Origin of the sequence: Streptomyces bauhiniae (assembly GCF_004784475.1) — a bacterium.
Classification (GTDB): Bacteria; Actinomycetota; Actinomycetes; order Streptomycetales; family Streptomycetaceae; genus Streptomyces; species Streptomyces seoulensis.
Genome location: NZ_SRRT01000015.1, coordinates 1 through 18,878, shown reverse-complemented (window position 1 = coordinate 18,878; position 18,878 = coordinate 1). Strand labels below are relative to the sequence as shown.

At 72.6% G+C, this 18,878-nt stretch carries 19 protein-coding genes; 18 read left to right on the top strand and 1 reads right to left on the bottom strand.

The features are described from left to right. Positions 1-214 precede the first annotated feature (214 nt). The 17 genes from E5083_RS30955 to E5083_RS30885 all read left to right on the top strand — a co-directional run bounded on the left by E5083_RS30955 (position 215) and on the right by E5083_RS30885 (position 12,920). Positions 215-583: a hypothetical protein gene (locus tag E5083_RS30955; RefSeq protein WP_135788999.1), complete on the top strand. Its 369-nt coding sequence runs from the start codon at positions 215-217 to the stop codon at positions 581-583. Between the two features lie 69 nt (positions 584-652). Next, positions 653-1,093, top strand: coding sequence for a hypothetical protein (locus E5083_RS31430; protein ID WP_167513684.1), 441 nt, complete (start codon positions 653-655; stop codon positions 1,091-1,093). Positions 1,094-1,371: 278 nt separating this feature from the next. Further along, entirely contained in the window at positions 1,372-1,773 is a 402-nt protein-coding gene (locus E5083_RS30945; RefSeq protein WP_135788997.1) for a hypothetical protein, read from the top strand. Between the two features lie 86 nt (positions 1,774-1,859). Next, positions 1,860-2,198 carry a hypothetical protein gene (locus E5083_RS30940; RefSeq protein ID WP_135788996.1) on the top strand — a complete coding sequence of 113 codons (339 nt, stop codon included), beginning with the start codon at positions 1,860-1,862 and terminating at the stop codon, positions 2,196-2,198. Between the two features lie 166 nt (positions 2,199-2,364). Next, on the top strand, positions 2,365-2,913 hold the full coding sequence (locus tag E5083_RS30935) for a hypothetical protein (protein WP_135788995.1): 549 nt from the start codon (positions 2,365-2,367) through the stop codon (positions 2,911-2,913). Next, positions 2,910-3,176 carry a hypothetical protein gene (locus E5083_RS30930; protein WP_135788994.1) on the top strand — a complete coding sequence of 89 codons (267 nt, stop codon included), beginning with the start codon at positions 2,910-2,912 and terminating at the stop codon, positions 3,174-3,176. The genes E5083_RS30935 and E5083_RS30930 overlap by 4 nt, the downstream gene beginning before the upstream one ends. A gap of 146 nt (positions 3,177-3,322) precedes the next feature. Beyond that, positions 3,323-3,490, top strand: a complete 168-nt coding sequence (locus E5083_RS31425) for a hypothetical protein (protein WP_167513683.1) — start codon at positions 3,323-3,325, stop codon at positions 3,488-3,490. 97 nt (positions 3,491-3,587) lie between these two features. Continuing rightward, complete coding sequence (locus E5083_RS30925) at positions 3,588-4,460, top strand: hypothetical protein (RefSeq protein WP_135788993.1); 873 nt, start codon at positions 3,588-3,590, stop codon at positions 4,458-4,460. Positions 4,461-4,535: 75 nt separating this feature from the next. Continuing rightward, the gene (locus E5083_RS30920) at positions 4,536-4,967 is read left to right on the top strand and encodes a hypothetical protein (RefSeq protein WP_135788992.1); all 432 of its coding nucleotides are present in this window, start codon (positions 4,536-4,538) and stop codon (positions 4,965-4,967) included. A gap of 185 nt (positions 4,968-5,152) precedes the next feature. Then, a complete protein-coding gene (locus tag E5083_RS30915) occupies positions 5,153-6,766 on the top strand; it encodes a DUF3560 domain-containing protein (RefSeq protein ID WP_135788991.1) in 1,614 nt (537 codons plus the stop codon). A 175-nt stretch (positions 6,767-6,941) separates the two neighbouring features. Then, positions 6,942-7,076, top strand: a complete 135-nt coding sequence (locus E5083_RS32100; RefSeq protein ID WP_279632527.1) for a hypothetical protein — start codon at positions 6,942-6,944, stop codon at positions 7,074-7,076. A 76-nt stretch (positions 7,077-7,152) separates the two neighbouring features. Next, positions 7,153-8,058, top strand: coding sequence for a hypothetical protein (locus E5083_RS30910; protein ID WP_135788990.1), 906 nt, complete (start codon positions 7,153-7,155; stop codon positions 8,056-8,058). Between the two features lie 74 nt (positions 8,059-8,132). After that, positions 8,133-8,570 (top strand): DUF6197 family protein, encoded by a 438-nt coding sequence (locus E5083_RS30905; protein WP_135788989.1) that lies wholly within the window; start codon positions 8,133-8,135, stop codon positions 8,568-8,570. A gap of 79 nt (positions 8,571-8,649) precedes the next feature. Further along, a complete protein-coding gene (locus tag E5083_RS31945; RefSeq protein ID WP_244317719.1) occupies positions 8,650-9,648 on the top strand; it encodes a DUF6884 domain-containing protein in 999 nt (332 codons plus the stop codon). A gap of 185 nt (positions 9,649-9,833) precedes the next feature. Next, on the top strand, positions 9,834-11,258 hold the full coding sequence (gene dndC, locus E5083_RS30895; RefSeq protein WP_135788988.1) for a DNA phosphorothioation system sulfurtransferase DndC: 1,425 nt from the start codon (positions 9,834-9,836) through the stop codon (positions 11,256-11,258). A 167-nt stretch (positions 11,259-11,425) separates the two neighbouring features. Beyond that, positions 11,426-12,250, top strand: a complete 825-nt coding sequence (locus E5083_RS30890) for a hypothetical protein (protein ID WP_135788987.1) — start codon at positions 11,426-11,428, stop codon at positions 12,248-12,250. 70 nt (positions 12,251-12,320) lie between these two features. Beyond that, on the top strand, positions 12,321-12,920 hold the full coding sequence (locus E5083_RS30885) for an HNH endonuclease (protein ID WP_135788986.1): 600 nt from the start codon (positions 12,321-12,323) through the stop codon (positions 12,918-12,920). Positions 12,921-12,993: 73 nt separating this feature from the next. Here the strand turns inward: E5083_RS30885 and E5083_RS30880 are convergent, their stop codons facing one another. Continuing rightward, a complete protein-coding gene (locus E5083_RS30880) occupies positions 12,994-13,575 on the bottom strand; it encodes a hypothetical protein (protein WP_244317718.1) in 582 nt (193 codons plus the stop codon). 813 nt (positions 13,576-14,388) lie between these two features. On the opposite strand from E5083_RS30880, the gene mobF reads away from it, so the two are divergent. After that, on the top strand, positions 14,389-18,878 hold a 4,490-nt coding region (gene mobF / locus E5083_RS30875), incomplete at its 3' end, for a MobF family relaxase (protein WP_135788984.1).

Genomic DNA, 18,878 nt, shown 5'->3' with positions numbered 1-18,878 from the left:
TGGCCCGGGGCCGGGGAGGGAAAGACGGCTGGCAGCGAGGGGGGTCGGCGGGGCCCGGAAGACCGGCTAAAAGATCATGGAAATCCGGGGAAAAAGCCTGGTCAGAAGCCCTTTCACGCTTCCTGATACGGGTTCTGACTGGTATAGTTGTTCTTGTTGGAAGGGGATGGCACCCCGACCGGCACCACTCGAAACCCGAACCGAGGAGAACACCATGACCACCGCGACGCGCGCCCGACAGCTGTTCAACTGCACCTGCGGCAGCCGCCCCGAGCCGCACTGGACCCCCGTGCCGCGCGTCGTCATCACGCCCGCCGACATTGCCGACCCGAGCGACATCTGGGCCATCCTGGCGGAGGTTTGGTACGACCTCACCCTGTTCCACGGCCCCAAGGCCCCCATGATCATCTCGTACGAGCAGGGCGAGAGCACCGGAGCGGCTGACGCCGCTTGCGCATGGGCCGTCGCCCACGGGTTCCCCGCCGAGCCGCACGACGACGAGTTCGTCACGCTGCGGATCGCTCCGCACGGGTTCCCCCCGGTCCCCGGTGAGGACCGGCCGGTCTACCGCTACGCCGCGTAGACCCCACCCGCCGGAGGGGGGCGGCCCGCCCCCTCCGGCCCCGTGTCCCGCCGAACCGAGAGGCCCCCCGTGACCACCAGCACCGCCCCGGTCGTGTACCTCCGCATTGTCGACTCGACCCCCCTCTACGGCGCTTCCTGCGACCGGTGCCCGCACTGGACGGGACAGGTCACAGCCGACCTGGACGCCCACAAGTGGGACGTCCGGGCCCACGCCGCCACCCACCCCGACCCGGCGGCGGGGGCCCGGTGGAAGCCCGGTAACCCTCCGTACCGGCCCGCGACGCGCGGCCGGGAAGTCGGCAGCGTGCCCATCTACCGCGTGCACTGCGCCGAGTGCCCCAGCTACTCGGGGCGCGGGGGCGAGGACCGCGACCGGGTGGCCCGGTACGTCGCGCTGCACGAAGCCGTGCACGCCGCCCATGCGCGGCTGATGGCCGAGCAGAGCATCGAAGCCGTCCGCGCCCACCGCGCCGCCGTGCAGGCGGACCCCGGCCGGTTCGGCCCCTGACGCCCGCAGGGGCCGCCCGCCGCGCCCTCCCGGCAGGGCGGAGCGCGACGGCCGGCCCCGGGCGGCCCCCGGGCGCGAAGGTGCGCCGCGCCCCCGCCGGGGTCCGACGAACCGCGGTCTCCGGCCCTCCGTCGTGCGCCTCGAATCGTCGCTGAAACCCCAGCTCAGCGCACCGTCATCCTTCCGGATAGCGTCTATAGCTGGTATAGTTGTTCTTGTTGGAAGGGGGTGGCACCCTGACCGGCACCCACTCGAATCCGATCCCCCCGGAGGTACCCGTGACCACCCAGACCGACCCGCAGACCATCAGCATCGAGCTGGCGGACGAGGACGGCACCTACACCCTCGCCGCCACCGTCAACGAGCTGAAGCGCCATGAGGAGGCCGGACTCTTCGGTATGAAGCTGGTCGGCCTGTACGCCCAGCTCACCATCACGGTCGACGGCGAGAAGGCCGAGACGCAGTTTCTCTCCCTTCTGGTCGACGAGTCCCACTGGATCATCGACGACCGCTTCGGGGCCAACGGCTACCCCTTCTGGGCCCACGGGTTCGGCGCGCGATACCTGCGCTGCCACGCGATCCACCCCGAGCTGGCCGACGGGCTGGACAACCTCGCCCGCGAGCGCGGTCTGGCCACCGCCATCGGCCGCGACGTCCCGCTCACCCTCGCCGCCGCGTAGCCGCCCGGCGACCCTGCCCCACCCCGGGGGCGGCGGATGGCACCGCCGCCCCCGGGCCCACTCGAACCCCGGTCCCAGGAGGACACATGCAGCTCGCCCGCGCCTACGCCGACGCTCTCGCCGAGCGTCAGCACCGCACCCACGCCGACACCGTCCGCACGGAGACCGGCCGAATCTACTACTACGACTCCCTGGTCTCCTACGGCGACCCGTGGTGCACCCCGGTCTACACGGCCGACGCCGCCCTACCGGTCTGCGACGAGGCCGGTTGCGACTGCACCCGCGCGGCCGCGACCCAGGCCGTGGCCAACCTCGGCCGCCAGTGGCAGACCCGGCACGACGCGGACCGCATCCACCGCGAGCGCACCCACGTCAACGTCATCTTCGAGGGCCCCAACGGCCCGCAGCGCGAACGCCGGAACTGACCGCCGCGGCGGCGGCCGCGCCGACAGGCTCCAGGGCCTCGGCGCGGCCGCGCGCCACGGCGGTCAGCGAGACCGCAGCCGACGGCAGGCCGTCGGTGGCCGGCACCGTGCGCCGCCGCGCTCCCGCACCCCGTTCCCGGAGTGCCCCGACAGAAAGAGAGAGTCCATGACCGAACCGACCACCCTGAACCTCACCGGCCTCCAGGTGCCGCACACCCGTTATCACCTGGCCGACTTCGAGCAGATGAACACGCGCAACGGCATCGCCTTCCGCGCCACCGTCAACGAGGGCGACTACTGCCTCGGCGTCATCGAGAACGGCGGCGACGGCGGCGGCACCTGGTTCTTCCAGCACACCGCCAAGGACCGGCAGACGATGGAGGACTTCGCCGCCGCCTGCCGCCTCGACGGCCAGGCCGTCGACTCCGAGCGGGTCTACGAGCTCCTCGTCGACCAGCACGACCTGTCCCGGGAGGCCGCGCGGTGCAAGCGGCAGCGCACCAGCCTGCTGCGCGGACTCGACGCGGGGGAGTGGCACGGCGTGACCGTCGTGGCCAAGGTCCCGTCCGTCTGGCTCGCCCGAGGGGACTACCCCTACATGGGCCAGCTCGCCCGCGACCTCGCCCAGCACCAGCCCGCCCCCGAAATCTGGCAGGTCTGGGACGGCGAGCGGTGGCAGGACCTCGCCCTGCCCGCCGCCGGGGAAGCCGCTTGAGCGCCCCGGCGGACCCGCCGCGTCCCGCGGGGTGCGTCTCGTACGGCTACACCAACCGGCGCGGCGGGTGCGGCGCCGCCGGAGGCCGCGCCGTCAGGCTGCTGACCGTCACGTTCGCCGAGCGCCGTACGCAGCGGCTGGCCCTGTGCAACCACCACGCCGACCGGGTGTACGAGGACGTCGCGGACCCGCTGCTCGCCTACCTCCGGTGCACCGGCGTGACCGAGGAGCCCATCCCGGCCGCCGCCGAGCCGCAGCAGTAGTAAGGCAGTCACCTAGCGGAAAATGCCTGCTCAAGGGCACTTTTCTGCTAGGTGATCAGGTCTAAAACTGGTATAGTTCTGGTTGTCGGAAGGGGGTGGCACCCCGACCGGCACACCACTCGAAACCCGAACCGATGGAGGCCCCCTTGGCCGCGTACGTAGAACTCGAAGACCCCTGCGACGAATGCGGAGCGGGCGAGGGGGAGCCCTGCGACCCCGAGTGCGTGAACTACGACGAGGAACAGCACGGCGGCTACACCCGTGAGATCGAGGCCCCCTCTCCGTTCGAGGAGCCCGTCCCGCCGGGCTGGTAGCCCGACCACTCCGGGGGCGGCGGATGGCACCGCCGCCCCCGGCCCGCTCGAAACCCGATCACCCCACCACCAGGAGGAACACATCCGCATCCGCAAGATGATCGAAACCCGGGTCTGCATCGACGACGACTTCGGACCGTTCGACTGCAAGCTCGACCCCGCCAACCGGTGGAACGGCTTTCTCTCCCCCTACTTCCCGCTCGACGTCGCGCGGGAAGTGTCCGCCCAGACGATCCGCGCGGCCGAGGAGTACGGCTACGACTGCGTCGACACCGTCCACGTGATCGACGGCCGCGCGGACAGCCCGGACACCGTCCACGTGATCGAGGGCGGCCCGAGCCGGCATGACGAGGAGGGCGGGGACCTCGCCGTCGCCGTACGCGTCAACTGGCGCAACGTCGACCGGGGTACGGCCCGTGCGGCCACGGTCACGGACGCAACGCCCCAGGCCCGCAAGGCGGCCCGCCGCCGCAGGCCCGGCGGCCGGGGAGCCCGCCGCGCCATCGTCGTGCAAGTCCGGTGGATGTACCTGGACGAGGGCAGCGACACGGCCGTCAGCGCCATCCTCCCCGACGACGAGGGCCTGTTCCCGATCGGCGGATGGGAATGGACCTGGGGCTTCTCCTACTGGATGTGCCTGTGCGGCGAAGTCAAGAAGTGGCACCTCCCGCACTGCGAGTGCGGCGTCACCCGCGACCAGGCCCAGGCACTCCAGGAGGCCGCGCCCAAGGTCGGCGCGATCCTGCGCACCGTCGCCCCCGAGGTCACCGCAGCTCTCTTCGAGACCGACGGCGCACCCCGCCTCACCGTCGTGGTCGACGGCGCCGCCGAGCTGAACCTCGGCGACGGCGGCCCCTTCGACACCGAGACCCTCGGCGAGGCGGACGCGGTGCTGCGGGACGCCCTCGGCAGCGACCCGATCGAGGGCGGCCCCCACTGGCTCCGGTTCGCCCCGGAGCCCGCCCGCTGATCCACGCGGGGGGCGGCACCTGCCGCCCCCCGCCCCCGGCCCGGCCCCCGAAACCGCCGCACCCGAAGGACCCACATGCCGCGCGTCACCCGATCGCACACCGTCGCCCACCACCTGGTCCAAGGCGGCCTGACCGACCTGAAGCTGAGCGAGGCGGCCCAGAAGGAGGACCGCCCCGGCCTCTACCGCGAGGACGGATTCGCCGTCCGCAGCGTCCGCGCCCCCGACGGAACCGTGCTCACCGTGGCCGGCGCCTACGGGCCGGACTGGGTCATGACCATGGCCCAGATCCGTCACCGGCTGGAACAGCCCTACATCCGCTACACCGTCACCGACGACGCCCCGGGCCTCGCCGACCAGGAGCTACTGGTCCGCTGGGCCACCGCCGAGGAACTCGCCGCCCGCAAACGGGCCACCGCGGCCCGCCAGGCCCCGCTGGTCGCCCTGCTCCGGCGCCAGCAGACGGAGCAGGACGCCGAGGACTCCGGGCAGGCGAGCCTGTTCTGACGGGCCGCCGGCCCTGCCGTCCCCGCCGCCCGCAGCGGCGGGGACGGCTTCCCGAATTCCCAGCTCAAGGGCACTTTTCCGCTAGGTGATCAGGTCCAAAGCTGGTATAGTTCTTGTTGTCGGAAGGGGATGGCACCCCGACCGGCACACCACTCGAAACCCGAACCGTGGAGGACCACGACCCCATGACCGCAACACCCGACAAGGGCATGCTCACCATCACCCACACCCGCGCCGACGGCACCCTCATGGAGGGCAGCAGCAAGGGCGACGGCGTGTACGAGCTGATCCGCCCCCTGGGCTGGCGCTCCTTCCGCTCCCTCGGAATGCTGGGCATCCAGCAGTCCCGCGACAAGGCCGCCAAGCGCTGGAATATCGACGCCGCCGCCAAGGTCCTGCGCGAGCACGGATGGACCGTCGAGATCGAGATCGACGAGGACACCCGCCGCTCCTTCGCCGAAGCCGAGGCCGAGAAGTACGAACGGGCCGAGGCCCGCGTCGAGAGGTTCGGCGAGCACGCCAGCAACGCGACGGGACGCTCCGAGGCCGCCCGCAGGCGCGGGGACCAGATCGCCGAGGGCATCCCCTTCGGTCAGCCCATTCTGGTCGGACACCACAGCGAGGCCCGCGCCCGCCGCGACCAGCAGCGCATCGACAACTCCCTCCGCACGTACGTCGAGGAGAGCAGGAAGGCCGGGTACTGGGCGGCCCGCGAAGCGGCTTCCGCCGCGTACAAGGCATTCCGCCGCGACCCCGGCCGCACCCTGCGCCGGATCGAGAAGCTGGAGGTCGACGCGCGGCGCGTCGAGAAGTGGCTGGCCGGACAGTCCGCCGGCGGCTACACCCGCTCCGACACCGACGAGCTCCACCGCCGCGAGGCGGAGATCGCCGAACAGCTCGCCTACTGGCGCGAGGTCATCGCCGAGGCCGAGCGGCGCGGGTTCAAGGTCTGGGGACCGGCCGACTTCAGCAAGGGCGACTTCGTCAACACCGGCGGCACCTGGTACCAGGTGCAGCGCGTGAACAAGAAGACGCTGACGATCCCGCACATCCACGGCGGGGTGGGCGTCCCGGTGCTGCGCAAGGCCCCCGCGGACAAGACCCGCGGCGGCTACACCATCCCCTACGACAGCGTCCGGGGGTGGGCGTCCGCCGAGGACATCGCCCGCCTGGAGGCCGCCGAGGCGGAGCCCGAGGCCGAGCGCACCGTGTGCCCGCACTGCGTACGGGTCGCCGACGGGCAGAAGCGGTTCAGCGAGGCCCGCGGCATGTGCACGGTGTGCGGCCACGCCAGGCCGAAGAACTTCAAGGAGGCCCCCGCGCCCGCCCCGGCGGACACGGAGCAGGCGGCCACGGCCGAGACGCCGCCGGTCGAGGAGCCCGAACCGGCCCCGGCGGGCGAGACGTGCCCCATGTGCCACTCCGACCGGTGGGACGCGGCCGCGCGCCGCTGCCCCCACTGCCACCACGCCCCCGGCGGCGAACCGGCCCCCGCGCCGGCCCCCGCCGCCCGGGAGGAGTGGACGGAGGGCCCGGCCCTGGTGTTCATCGCCTCCAAGGGTGGGCGCCGCACCCGCAAGCGGGCCCTGTGGGCCGTGACCCGCAAGGAGGCGCAGGCCCTGTGCGGTGACCCCCGCACCTCCGGCCGCTCCTACATGCTCACCTGGACCGAGCGGCCCGGCGTCGAAGGCGTCGACTGGCAATGGGTGCCCGACAACGGGAGCCTCGACGCGGTCCTCTCGGACCTGGGCGTCACCCCGCGCCGCGTGTGGGCCGCACCGGAACCGGTCGCGCCGTAGCGGACGCCGGGGCCGGGCCGCCGACCCCCGGCGGCCCGGCCCCGGGCCTCGAAAGGGGAGCGGGAGGCACCCGCCCCCTTGGTGATCAGGTCTAAAGCTGGTATAGTTCTTGTTGTCGGAAGGGGGTGGCACCCCGACCGGCACACCACTCGAAACCCGACTCCCCGGAGGAACCGTGACCCCTTCGCAGCCCCGTTCCGGCTTCGCCCAGTACATCGCTGACGTCGTGATCAACCTGTTCCGTCTCCTCGGCCCCGACCCGGCCGCCGCCGTCACCCGGCCCGGCGCCCCGGCCCGCCGCAAGGGCTGACACCACCCCCGGCCGGGGCGGCGGACGGCACCGCCGCCCCGGCCCCACCCGAAACCCCGCCCGACGAAAGGACCCCATGACCACGACCCCGTACACCGTCAACGACAGCGAGCTGGCCGACGCGCTCGACGAGGCGCGCGAGCGCGCCGGCCGCGCCGAGGACCGCCTCGCCCGCATCGTGTGCGCGAACATCGCCGCCGCCGTCCGCGACGCCCTCACCACCGAGCCCGCCGCCGCGTTCGACGCGACCCACCTCCGGCTGCTCCGGCACCCCGGCGAGCCGCTGGGCGCCGACGGCACGTACTGGACCGCCGCCGGTGAGCAGCGCCGCCTGGAGATGCTCGACCTCGGCCCGCTGGTCGGATGGGTGCAGCAGCTCACCGACCGCACCCTCAACGTCTGGGGGCCGCTGTGCGATGAGGAGGACGGCCTGGTCGGCCAGGCGATCGGCTACCGCCTCGATCTCGCCCAGGCCGCCCACCTGCCCGCCGACGTCCACACCTCCACCCGGGTGCGCGAGATCCGCGCCCGCCTCGCGGCCGGGAGCCACCGGCCCTGGTCCTGGAGCGAGTTCACCTGGAGCCACAGCGGGGCCAGCCTCCCCGCCGGAGACCCGGACGCCGTGCACACCGACTTCGTCGTCTACGACGCCGCCGGCCCCCAGGTGGCCGAGGTCTCGGTCAGCTACGGCCCGGGGGACACCGACACCCCTGCCGAGGACGTCGCCGAGACCCGCGCCAACGTCGAGCTCATCACCCGCGCCCCGGAGGACCTGCTCTACCTCCTGGCCCACCTCGACCACCTGGCCGGGGGCGCCGACGCCGAGGAGCTCCACCTGCGCGGCTACTGCGCACACTGCCGGACCAGCCTCTACAGCTCCACGCCGACCGAGGAACTGACTGCCGCCGACGGCAGCACCCAGTGCGAACGCCGACTCCCCACCGGGCGCACCATTCCGGTCCTCCACGCCCTCAGCACCTGACCCGCACGTCCCCCGGGGGCGGCACGCCGCCGCTCCCGGGGGACGCCCCGAGCCCGCCCACCAGGAGGAACCCCGTGCGCGGCACCTACACCCCCGACAGCGTCCTGATCCCGAACACCCCCGGCGACCTGCTGGAGTGGGCCGCCGCCCACATCACCCGCGTCGGCATTTATCAGTCCCGCTACAGCCTCTTCAGCGGCCCCGGCCGCCTCGCCCACCGCCGGTGCTCCGTCGGCGGCGCGCTGGACGTCGCCGCCGGCCGCGACCGCACAACCCCCGGCCGCGCGTACGACCTGGACGCGATCCGCGCCGTCTACACCGAGGCGTACCGGCTGCTGGCCGAACACCTCGACGGCGCACCCGTCACCGAGCCCACGGGCCACGACGCCCTGACGCGGCACAAGGTGACCGTCCACCTGTGGACCCTGACCCCCGGCCGCACCGCCCAGGAGGCGGCGGCCGCGCTGCGGTCGGCCGCCGAGACCGCGCACGCGGCCGACCGGCTGTTCTGACCCCGCCCGCCGGGGGCGGCGGATGGCACCGCCGCCCCCGGCTCCACTCGAACCCAGCACCCACCAGGAGAGACCTCCCGTGCACACCCCCGACCCGGCCGCCGCCGCGGAGGGGCCCGCCGCCCGCTGCCCCTGCTGCGGACTGCGACGGCCCACCGAGTCCGGCGCCCTCGCCCCCCACACGCCCACCCGCACCGCGACCGACGACTGCCCCGGCACCGGACTGCGCCCCGCCGCCGAACCCGCCAGACTTCCCGCGCCCGCCGTCCCCGCTGCGGTGCCGGCCGCAGACGCCCAGCTCTCCCTGTTCCACCGCACCGCCGCCCTGCCGCCCGCACCTGCCCGACACCCGCGCGCCCGGCGGCCCCGCCGCACCGCCGCCGAGGCCCTGGGCACCGATGCCGTCTGGGCGGTGCTCCATGCCCCCCGGGGCCACTTCGGGGTGATCGACGCCCTGCTGCCCCGGGCCAGCGCCGAGGATCTCGCCGCGGCCGAGGCCGAGGGAGCGATCCACTTCGACCTCACCCGGCCCCGCCCCGACGCCGAGCACCTCCCCACGGCGCCGCCGGCCGTCGGCCGCCCGATCATCGTGATCCCGTGCAGCGCGACCAAGTTGCCGCTGCCGCCCGGCCAGAAGGTCCCTGCCCAGGAGCTCTACCAGGGCCTGTACTTCACCAAGGCCCTGGCCGCCGCCCGCGCCATCCCTGGCGGAAGGGTCCTCATCCTCAGCGGGCTGCACGGCTTCCTCGCTCCCAGCACGCCGATCGCCACGTACGAGAAGCGGCTGGACCCCCGCAACGTCGACCACGCCCTCCACCTCCGCCAGGTGAACCATCTGGGCCGCGCCGTACGCCACGCCCCGGAGGTGATCGCCCTCGCGGGCAAGGACTACGCCGACGCCGCAGCCGCCATCTGGCCCCACACGCTGCGGCCGCTCGCCGGGGCCGGCATCGGCGTCCAGCTCCAGAGGCTGACCCGCATCGCCGCCGCGGCCGACCCCCGCGCCGCCGCCCTGGCCTTCGCCGCCGACGCCGGCCAGCCGCGCGGGCGCGCCGACCGGCCATCCCCCCGGCGCTGACCGCGCCCGCCGTCGCCCGGTCCTGCCGCCGGGCGACGGCCGCACCGTTCCCGCGCCGCCCGGCGCGCCTCTTCAACCCGCCCCCGTCCGCGGCACCGCGCCGCCCACCGAGAGGAAACCTCCTGTCCACCCCCGTGTTCCTGCCGCTCGAAGTCGCCAAGCCGAAGCCGTTCGGCGGACGGCCCATGCGCGAAGCCCTCCGGGAGCTGCTGGAGGAGATCCGCGAGCTCTACCTGGCCGACGGCGTCCCCTGGATCGTCGGCTACAGCGGAGGGAAGGACAGCACCATCACACTCCAGCTGGTGTGGATGGCTCTGGCCGGCCTGCCCGCCGAGCAGCGCACCAAGGTGGTGCACGTCATCTCCACCGACACCCTCGTGGAGAACCCCGTCGTTGCCGCGTGGGCCAACCGCTCCCTGGAGGCCATGCGCACGGCGGCCGCTGCCCAGCAGCTGCCCATCGAGCCCCACCGCCTCACCCCGGCCCTCGATGACACCTTCTGGGTCAACCTCATCGGCCGCGGATACGCGGCGCCCCGCCCGAAGTTCCGCTGGTGCACCGAGCGGCTCAAGATCAAGCCCTCGAACAAGTTCATCCTGGACGTCACCAACAAGTTCGGTCAGGCGATCCTCGTGCTCGGCATCCGCAAGGCGGAGTCGGCCGTACGCCGCCGGACGATGGAGCGGCACGAGAAGGGCCGGGTCCGCGACCGGCTCAGCCCGCACGGCAGCCTGCCCGGCTCCCTGGTCTACTCCCCGGTCGAGGCGTGGACCAACGACGAGGTGTGGATGGCGCTGATGCAGTACGAGAACCCGTGGGGCCACTCGAACAAGGACCTGCTCGCCATGTACCGCGGCGCCAGCGCCGACAGCGAATGCCCGCTGGTGGTCGACACCTCCACGCCTAGCTGCGGCGACAGCCGCATGGGCTGCTGGACCTGCACGATGGTCGATCAGGACAAGTCCCTCCAGGCCATGGTCACCAACGACGAGGAACTGGACTGGATGCGGCCCCTGCTGTCCCTGCGCGACGCCCTCGACATCGAGGACGACCGGCACCTGCGCGACTTCCGCCGCATGAACGGCAAGCTCACCATCCACCGTGACCGCCTGGTCCACGGCCCCTACACCCAGGCCGCCCGCGAGGACTGGCTGCGGCGCCTGCTGACCGCCCAGACCACCATCCGCCGCCGCGGACCCGACTACGTCCGCGACATCACCCTCATCACCGACGACGAGCTCCACCTGATCCGCCGCATCTGGGTGTTCCAGAAGCACGAGGTCGAGGACAACCTCCCCGCCCTCTACGAGCAGGCCACCGGCGAGCCGTTCCCCGGCCGCCCCCTGGACGAGACGATCGCCTTCAACGCCGCCCAGAACATGATCGAGACGCTGCGCGAGGTGTGCGGCGACGACGAGGAGGAGTTCCTCCGCGCCCGCGCCCTGCTGGAGGTCGAGCGGATCTACAACTCCTCCACCCGCCGCGCCGGCCTCTACGACGCCCTGGAGAAGGTCCTCATGAAGCACGGCTTCGAGGACGAGGAAGACGCTCTGACCTTCGCCCGCTTCCGCCGCGGCGAACCCGACAAGGAGCAGGGCGCACTGTTCTAACCACCCCGGCGCGGGGCGCCGCCGACCTCGGCGGCGCCCCGCGCCGGCACCGATTCCGGAAGCCGACTTCCCACAGCCGGTTCAAGTACGGTAGTTTTTTCAATGTTGGCTAGGGTGGCACCCGGCCGGCACACCACTCGAAGCCCAACCACTGGAGCACCACACCCATGATCCCCAACGGAGTCACCCCCGCCGACGACCACATGGCCGCAGACATCTGGGGCTGGTCCCTCGGCTACTGGCGCGACACCAAGCACTGGGAGAAGATCCCCGGCCTGGTCCTGCTGCGCGAGGGCGGCCACCGCCGCGGCCGCGTCTTCTCCAAGGAGCAGCTGCTCGCCGCGCACACCGAGGAGGAGCGCGCCAAGAAGCTGAACGTGCTGCCGGCCTACGACCTCCCCGCCGTGCCGGCCGCCGACGACCCCGACCGCGCCGCAGACCCCGACGACCTCCTCGACCTGGAGGAGTCCCTCGACGCGCTGCCGGCGGAACGACGGGTCGCCCTGAGCACCTGGAAGACCTACCGCTACGGCGACAAGACCCGCCTGCCCGAGCCCGACGTCGTCCTCGGCGGCAAGAAGGCGGACGGCCAGGCCGTCGTCGAGACAGAGCTCTGGTACCGCCGCACCATCCTGGAGTGGGACGCCAACCGCCCCGTCCGCGGCGGCGCCAAGGGCCGCGGTCGCCCGGCCGGCAGCAAGGACCGTGCCCCGCGCACCGGGACCAAGCAGGGCGCGGAGCGCCGGCAGACGGTCCGCCGGCTGCTCGCCGAGAACAACCACCTGACCGCCAAGGCCCTCGCCGAGGCAATCGAGGTCCACCCGGTCCACGCGGAGCGCCTGCTGCGCGAGGCCCGCCTGGAGAAGGTCGCGCAGATGCTCGACAGCAACCCGGACCTGCTCGTCGACGACGTGCAGGAAACCCTCGGCCTCGGCGTGCGCGCCCACGCCACGAAGCTGCTCAACGAGGCCCGGACCAGCACCACCGCGTGACGCCCCCGCTCGCACGGCACTGGCAGGATGAGGATCACCAGTACCGGACGAGCGGGGGAGAGGCACACCGGTGGGCAAGGCACTCGATCGAGCACAGGCGTACGTCGCCGAACGCAGCATTCTCGTGCCGCACGGATGCCGGTTCTGGCTACGCAGCCTGACCACGGACGGCTACGCGAAGTGCGTCGTCACCGAGGCCGGCCGCGAACGCACAGTACGGGTGCACCGGTGGCTGATGGAGCAACTGCACGGCCCGCTCCCGCCCGGCACGATCACCGCGCACAGCTGCAACGAATCGCTGTGCGTCGAGCTGGACCACCTGTCGAGCGCCACCCAGCGCACGAACATGCGGCAGATGTCCGACCAGAACCGCGCGGCCGGCCGGGCGCACCTCGGCTACGCAGACACCCGCGGTTCCCTGGGACGCGCGCAGGCGATCCAGGCCGCCCTCCGTGACGGCCTGGACCTGGAGGCGCTCGCCGCCGCGATGCTCGCGGGCGAGGCACGTCCCCTCGTCCGCCAGGCCCTGGCGGGAGGGTACGACGCGCGGGCGTACCTGGCCGCCGTACGCGCCTCCGATCCGAGTTCCGCGTTCGTCCCCCTCTTCCCGGCAGACGCCACCCAGGACAACCGCCCCGCGCCGGAGGACGGACAGATGTCGCTGTTCTGAACCCGCGACGCCGAAGGCCCGCCGGATGATGGATCACCATCATCCGGCGGGCCTTCGGCGTCGTACTGAGACCTCAGCCACCCGATCCTGGCGAAAGGGCAGTCTCCTCGGAGTTCTCCGGCGATCCCTCCTGCGCCGGAACGACCGCCGCAGCGGCTCCGGGTGCGGAGAAGGTGTACGTGTCGGCTGTCGGCTGGCCGGCATCGGCCGCGCCTGAAGTCGCCGCCGACGCATCGCCTTCGGCCGACTCCGCTTGTGCTTCGCCAGGGTCATCCGCGGTGGGCGGCTCCGTGCCCTGACCGGCATGAGCGGCCACCGCCTGGTCGAAGTTCCGCTTCGCCGCTCGCACCTGACCCACCGACACCCCCAGGCGCTCCGCAGCCTGCTGGGCGGGAATCTCGGTGTCCAGCATCTCGACCACGAGCGCATCGAACTTCTCGCGCTTCTCCGCCAGCTGTGCGTCGCGCTCCTCGCGGAGCTTGGCGACGCGCCGTTCGGTCTCCGCGTCGAAGTCGGCGATCTCGTCCTGCAACAAGATCGCGTCGCCCGCGATGCGGACCCGCTCCTCCTCCTGCTTGACGAACCGCGCGGCCCTCTCGCGCGCCGCTTCCCGGGCCTGCACCGTCCGCGAGCTTCGCCGCTGCCTCTCGGCCATACGCTCCTGCACCTCCGTGTCGTGGGACTACCGGAGCACATTGTGCCGCCCTGGGCGGTGGGACCGTGCGGCACCCGCCCGGCGGCAACCCGCGTACTTCCTCGCCAGGGCGAGGTCGGGCGGTGCACCGACGACCGGTCGGGCACGCCGGATGTGCGTGCACCGGGGCCGGATCGGGGCTGAACCAGTGCCGCACCGCGCCAGTGCACTTCACCTGCACGTGGCCACGGTGCGGCACCCGGCCCGGGGGCCGGGTTGCGAGGGGCGCTCTCGCGCCGCCCCCTCGCGCTCCCCAGGCGCATCGGCCCGCTCGGCGGCACGTGATGTGCCGTCGGTGCACCCGCGCGAGCGCGTGTGCACCGACGAGCAATCCGGCACCGCACGTGCCTTCCTGGCGGAAGGGTGCACCGCAGGTGCACGCCCCCGCGTCGGCCAAGGCCGGCGCGGGGGCCGTGGGGGTGCACCCGTGCCAGGCACGGCCCTCCCCGGCCTCGGTGCACGTGCGACGGGCGCCCTCGGTCCGCGACACCGGCTGTGCGCTGCGGACCGTGACGCCACGTCGTCTCGGCTCGCCGAGTGACGCGTCCACAGGTGACGCCGCAGGTGCGCCTTTCCACAGCCATGTCCGGAGGACCTGACTATGGAAAGCCGCCAGACTTACGTCTGTGACCTCATGCTCTTTCAGCACGCTGCCGTCCAACCTTCATCGTGATCGTCGCAAGCTCCTCCACGATTCGGTTGTACGCGCAACGCGCTTCAAGATCATTACGGTCACACCTCATGCATTACGAATGACCCAGGTAAGATCGCGCCATGATGACCGTCCACAAGCTCAGCGCTGGGGACGGCTATACGTACTACGTACGCGAGACCGCCAGCGCCGACCAGGCCCGCGAACGCGGCCAGGAGCTGGGCGACTACTACACCGCCGACGGCAATCCGCCGGGCGTCTGGATGGGTGCCGGGATCGAATCCCTCGGGGTCTCCGGCACCGTCAGCGAGGCACAGATGAAGGCACTCTTCGGTGAGGGCCTTCACCCTGATGCCGAGCGCATCATCGCCGAGCGCATCGCCGCCGGTGACAAGCCGAAGCAGGCGATGCGCGCCGCACGACTCGGCCGCCGCTTCATGCAGTTCCAGCAGAAGGACACCCCCTTCGGCCGGATGCTGCACGAGGAGACCGAGCGGTTCGAGCGGATGGAGAAGCGCACCCCGAACGCCAAGGAGCGGGCCGAGATCCGCGGCCGGGTCGGGGCCGTGCACTTCCGCACCGAGCACGGACGCGGCCCGGAGTCCAAGGAGGAGCTGGGCCGGTTCATCAAGGAGCAGGAGGGCGGCAAGCAGCGCAGTGCAGTCGCCGGTTTCGACCTGGTGTTCACCGCTCCGAAGTCGGTTTCCGTGCTGTGGGCACTGGGCGACGAGAACGTGCGCCGTGCAGTCGAGCAGGCCCACGTGCAGGCCATCGAGGAGACCGTGCGGTGGCTGGAGCAGAAGGCCACCATGACCCGCACCGGCGTCAACGGAGTCGCCCAGGAGGACGTCGCCGGGGGACTGGTCGCCACACGCTTCCGCCACTACGACAGCCGCACCGGCGACCCGCTGCTGCACGACCACGTCGTGGTCGCCAACAAGGTGCAGGGCACCGACGGCAAGTGGCGCACTCTCGACGGCGGGCTGCTGTTCGCGCAGAACGTGCCCGCCAGCGAGCACTACAACCTGCGCGTCATGGAGATCGTCTGCGAGGACCTCGGACTGCGGGCCGAGGCCCGGGAAGTCACGCCGGGCAAGAGGCCGGTCATGGAGATCGCCGGGGTGGGGACAGACCTCATCGAGGCCAACTCCACCCGCTCGCAGAGCATCAAGGAGCGCACCGCCGAACTGGTCGCGGAGTACCGGGAACGACACGGATACGACCCGTCCGACAAGACGCTGACCGCCCTCATGCAGCAGGCCACCCTCGACACCCGGCCCGACAAGAAGGAGTCCCGGCCGCTTGCCGAACTGCGCCAGACCTGGCGGGACACGGCCGTCGAAGCGTTCGGCTCCGACCGGGTGGACAACCTCCTGCGCGCCGCCCGGGTCGCGGCACAGAACACCCGGCCGGGAGCCGCAGCGGTTGCGCACCTGGACGTGTACAAGGCGGCCCGCGAGGTCATCGAGACGGTCTCCGACCACCGCAGTGTCTGGGGCCGGCGGCAGGTCTTCGCCGAGGCCCAGCGGTGGGTCATGGCCGCCACGCTCGGCGCGGCACCGAGCGGTGACCTGGCCGAGCAGATCACCGACCGCGCGCTCGGCGCCGAGGTCATCGGCATCACCCCGCCCGACCTCAACCCCTTCTTCCCCGGCGTGGCCCGCGCGGACGGATCGAGCATCTACCGCCGCCGTGAGACCGAGCTCTACACCTCCGTCGGTGTCCTCGCGGCCGAGGACCGGATCGTCTCCGCTGCCCGCACCACGGTGATCCCGGCCGTGGCCGCGAACGTCTACCAGGCTGTCGAAGACGCCTACCAACAGGCCAACCCGAATCGCCGCCTGGACGCCGGTCAGCGCGAGCTCGCCCGCACCTTCGCGTGCAGCGAGAAGCTGCTGGCGGCGGGCATCGGCCCGGCCGGTACCGGCAAGACGACCGCCATGCAGGTGGCCGCCGACGCCGTCCGGGCGAGCGGCGGCCGCATCATCGGTCTGGGCCCGTCGGCCCGCGCCGCCACCGAGCTGGCCTCCGGCCTGAACGCCCCGGCCTTCTCGCTGCACGACTGGCTGGGAGCACGCGAACGGCTGCACCAGGGCATGCGCGTGGCCCCCGAGTACCACCTCGGTGCGGGCGACATCATCGTGATCGACGAGGCGGGAATGGCGGGCAGCAAGCGCATCGCCACCGTCGTTGCGGAGGCCCAGGAGGCCGGCGCGCTCGTCCGTCTGATCGGTGACCCCTTCCAGCTCGCCGCCGTCGAATCCGGCGGCGCCCTGCGGCTGCTCGCCAACACCGTCGACGTCGTCGAGCTGGAGAACGTGCACCGGTTCCGCGTGGCCGGGGAGGCGGCGGCCACCCTCGCTCTGCGCAGCGGCGAACCCGAGGACGCGTGGACCTGGTACCTCCGCAACAGCCGCGTCGTCGCAGGCACGCGCGAGCAGATGCTGCACGCCATCTTCAGCGACTGGCAGGCCGACATCGAGCAGGGCCGCACGGCGCTGATGATGGCCGACGACAACGCCAGCGTCACCGAGCTCAACGCCCTCGCGCAGGCGTACCGGATGGGTCGGGGGCAGCTCGACGCCACCCAGTACGTCGACCTCGGCGACGGCCTCCAGGCCCACCGCGGCGACCTCATCGTCACCCGCCGCAACGACCGCCGGAACCCCGTGATGGCCGGCCGAGACTTCGTCAAGAACGGCGACCAGTGGGCCATTGAGGCCGTCAAGAGCAACGGCGACTTGGTCGTACGGCACACCGACCACGGCGGCCGGACTGTGCTCAAGGCCGAGTACGTCGAGAGCTTCGTGGAACTCGGCTACGCCTCCACCGGCCACCGCGGCCAGGGCGCCACCGTCGACAGCGGCAGCGGTCTCGTCTCGCGCCGCACCAGCCGGGAGTCCGCCTACGTGCAGGTGACCCGCGGCCGCCTGAACAACCGCGTCTACGTCGTGCTCGACGAGGGGCAGACGTTGCGCGACGTGCTCGACACGATCGCCGCCACGCAGAGGGCATCGGTCTCCGCGACCGAGTCCGTCCGGGCCGAGCAGGACCGGGTCTACGGCATCCCCCAGCTGGCTTCCGAGTACACCGACGTACACGCCCGCGCGCTGTCGCTGCGCTACCAGAACATGGCCCGCTCCGTGTTGGGGGCGGGCGCCGAGGCCGTCATCGCCGAAGAGGCGTGGCCCGCCGTCGAGCGTGCCCTGCGCGACGCCGAGCGGGCCGGCTTCGCGCCCGAGCGTCTTCTCTTCAACGCCTTCCACGAACGGGACTTCAGCGACGCCGAGGACAACGCCGCGGTGCTGAGCTGGCGGATCGACAACCACGTGGACGACGCGCGTGGCGCTTTGCGGCGCCTGGAGGAACAGGGCACCACCCGGCCGCTGATTGATCTGACCGACGACCAGCTCGGCCGCCTCTCCGCACGCGCCGAGGGCCGCCGTCAGCAGGCCCTCGACACCCTGCAACGAGCCGACGCCCGCGTGGCCAGCCAGCCCCGGCCGGTCGTTGTCGACGGACTCCCGGTGCCGGCCTGGCCGGGCCGTGCGTACGGAGACCTGACCCGGCTCCAGCTCTCGCAGGCCATCGCCGACGCCCGCCGTGACGCACGGCTCGCCAGCCTCTCCGTCATGCAGGCCCGCCGCGACGACCGCCCCGAGGACGCCGACCTGCACCGGGAGGAGGCCCGTGCGGCCGCCGGCCGCATCCACGGACTGAAGGGCGAACAGGCGACGCGCAAGGCCATGGCCTGGGTCGACCGTGCCCGCGAGGAGTGGCAGCGCGAGCCGGGCCCCGGCCGCGCCCACACCGCCGGCATGGACGGCGAGACGGTCGCCGCCGAGATCCGCACCAACCTGTACGCGCAGGACGAGGCCCGGGTACGCCTGGCCCGCGCCGAACTGGTCGACCAGCGCGTGCGCGCCGAGCAGCGCCTGCGCCGACTACTGCCCGAGTCGGCCGAGGTTGCACCGGTTCACACCGGTCCACTGCCCGAGTGGCTGCTGCCGCGCGAGGCGGAGAGGGACCAGCACACCCCGACCGCGTGGGTCGAGCACCTGGACGCACGCCGCCAGATCATCGACGACCGCCTCGCCCAGACCGGGGCCGCGCTGGCGGCCGACCCTCCGGCGTGGGCCCGGAACCTCGGCCCCGTACCGGCCGAGGGAACCGAGCTGCGCGACACCTGGGAGCGCACGGCCGCGCTCGCCGACGCCTGGCGGGCCCGGCGCGGAGTCCGTGCAGACGAACCCGGCCTGGGCGGCCAGCCGTTGGGGGAGCGGGACACCGCTGCCTGGGAGGCACTGCACGACCAGGTCGCCGAAGTCGGACGACGGGCACGGGCGACCGAGACCGCTGCCCGCCGCGGTGAGGCGCTTGCCGCAGCGGGCCGGGACGAGGTACGCCCCGAGACGGAGCGCGAAGTCGCCCCCGTCGCCGAGGCCGTCACCGACGTCCTGGTCGATGACCCGTCCATCGAGGAGGTCTCGGAGACGGTGGTCGAGGAGCCGGAGGCGGAGCAGGTCCGCGAGGACGAGCGGGAGCGCGACGAGGACCAGGCCGTCGAGGAGACCGCGGAGGACGTGGTCGAGGCGGCCGTCGACACTGCGGC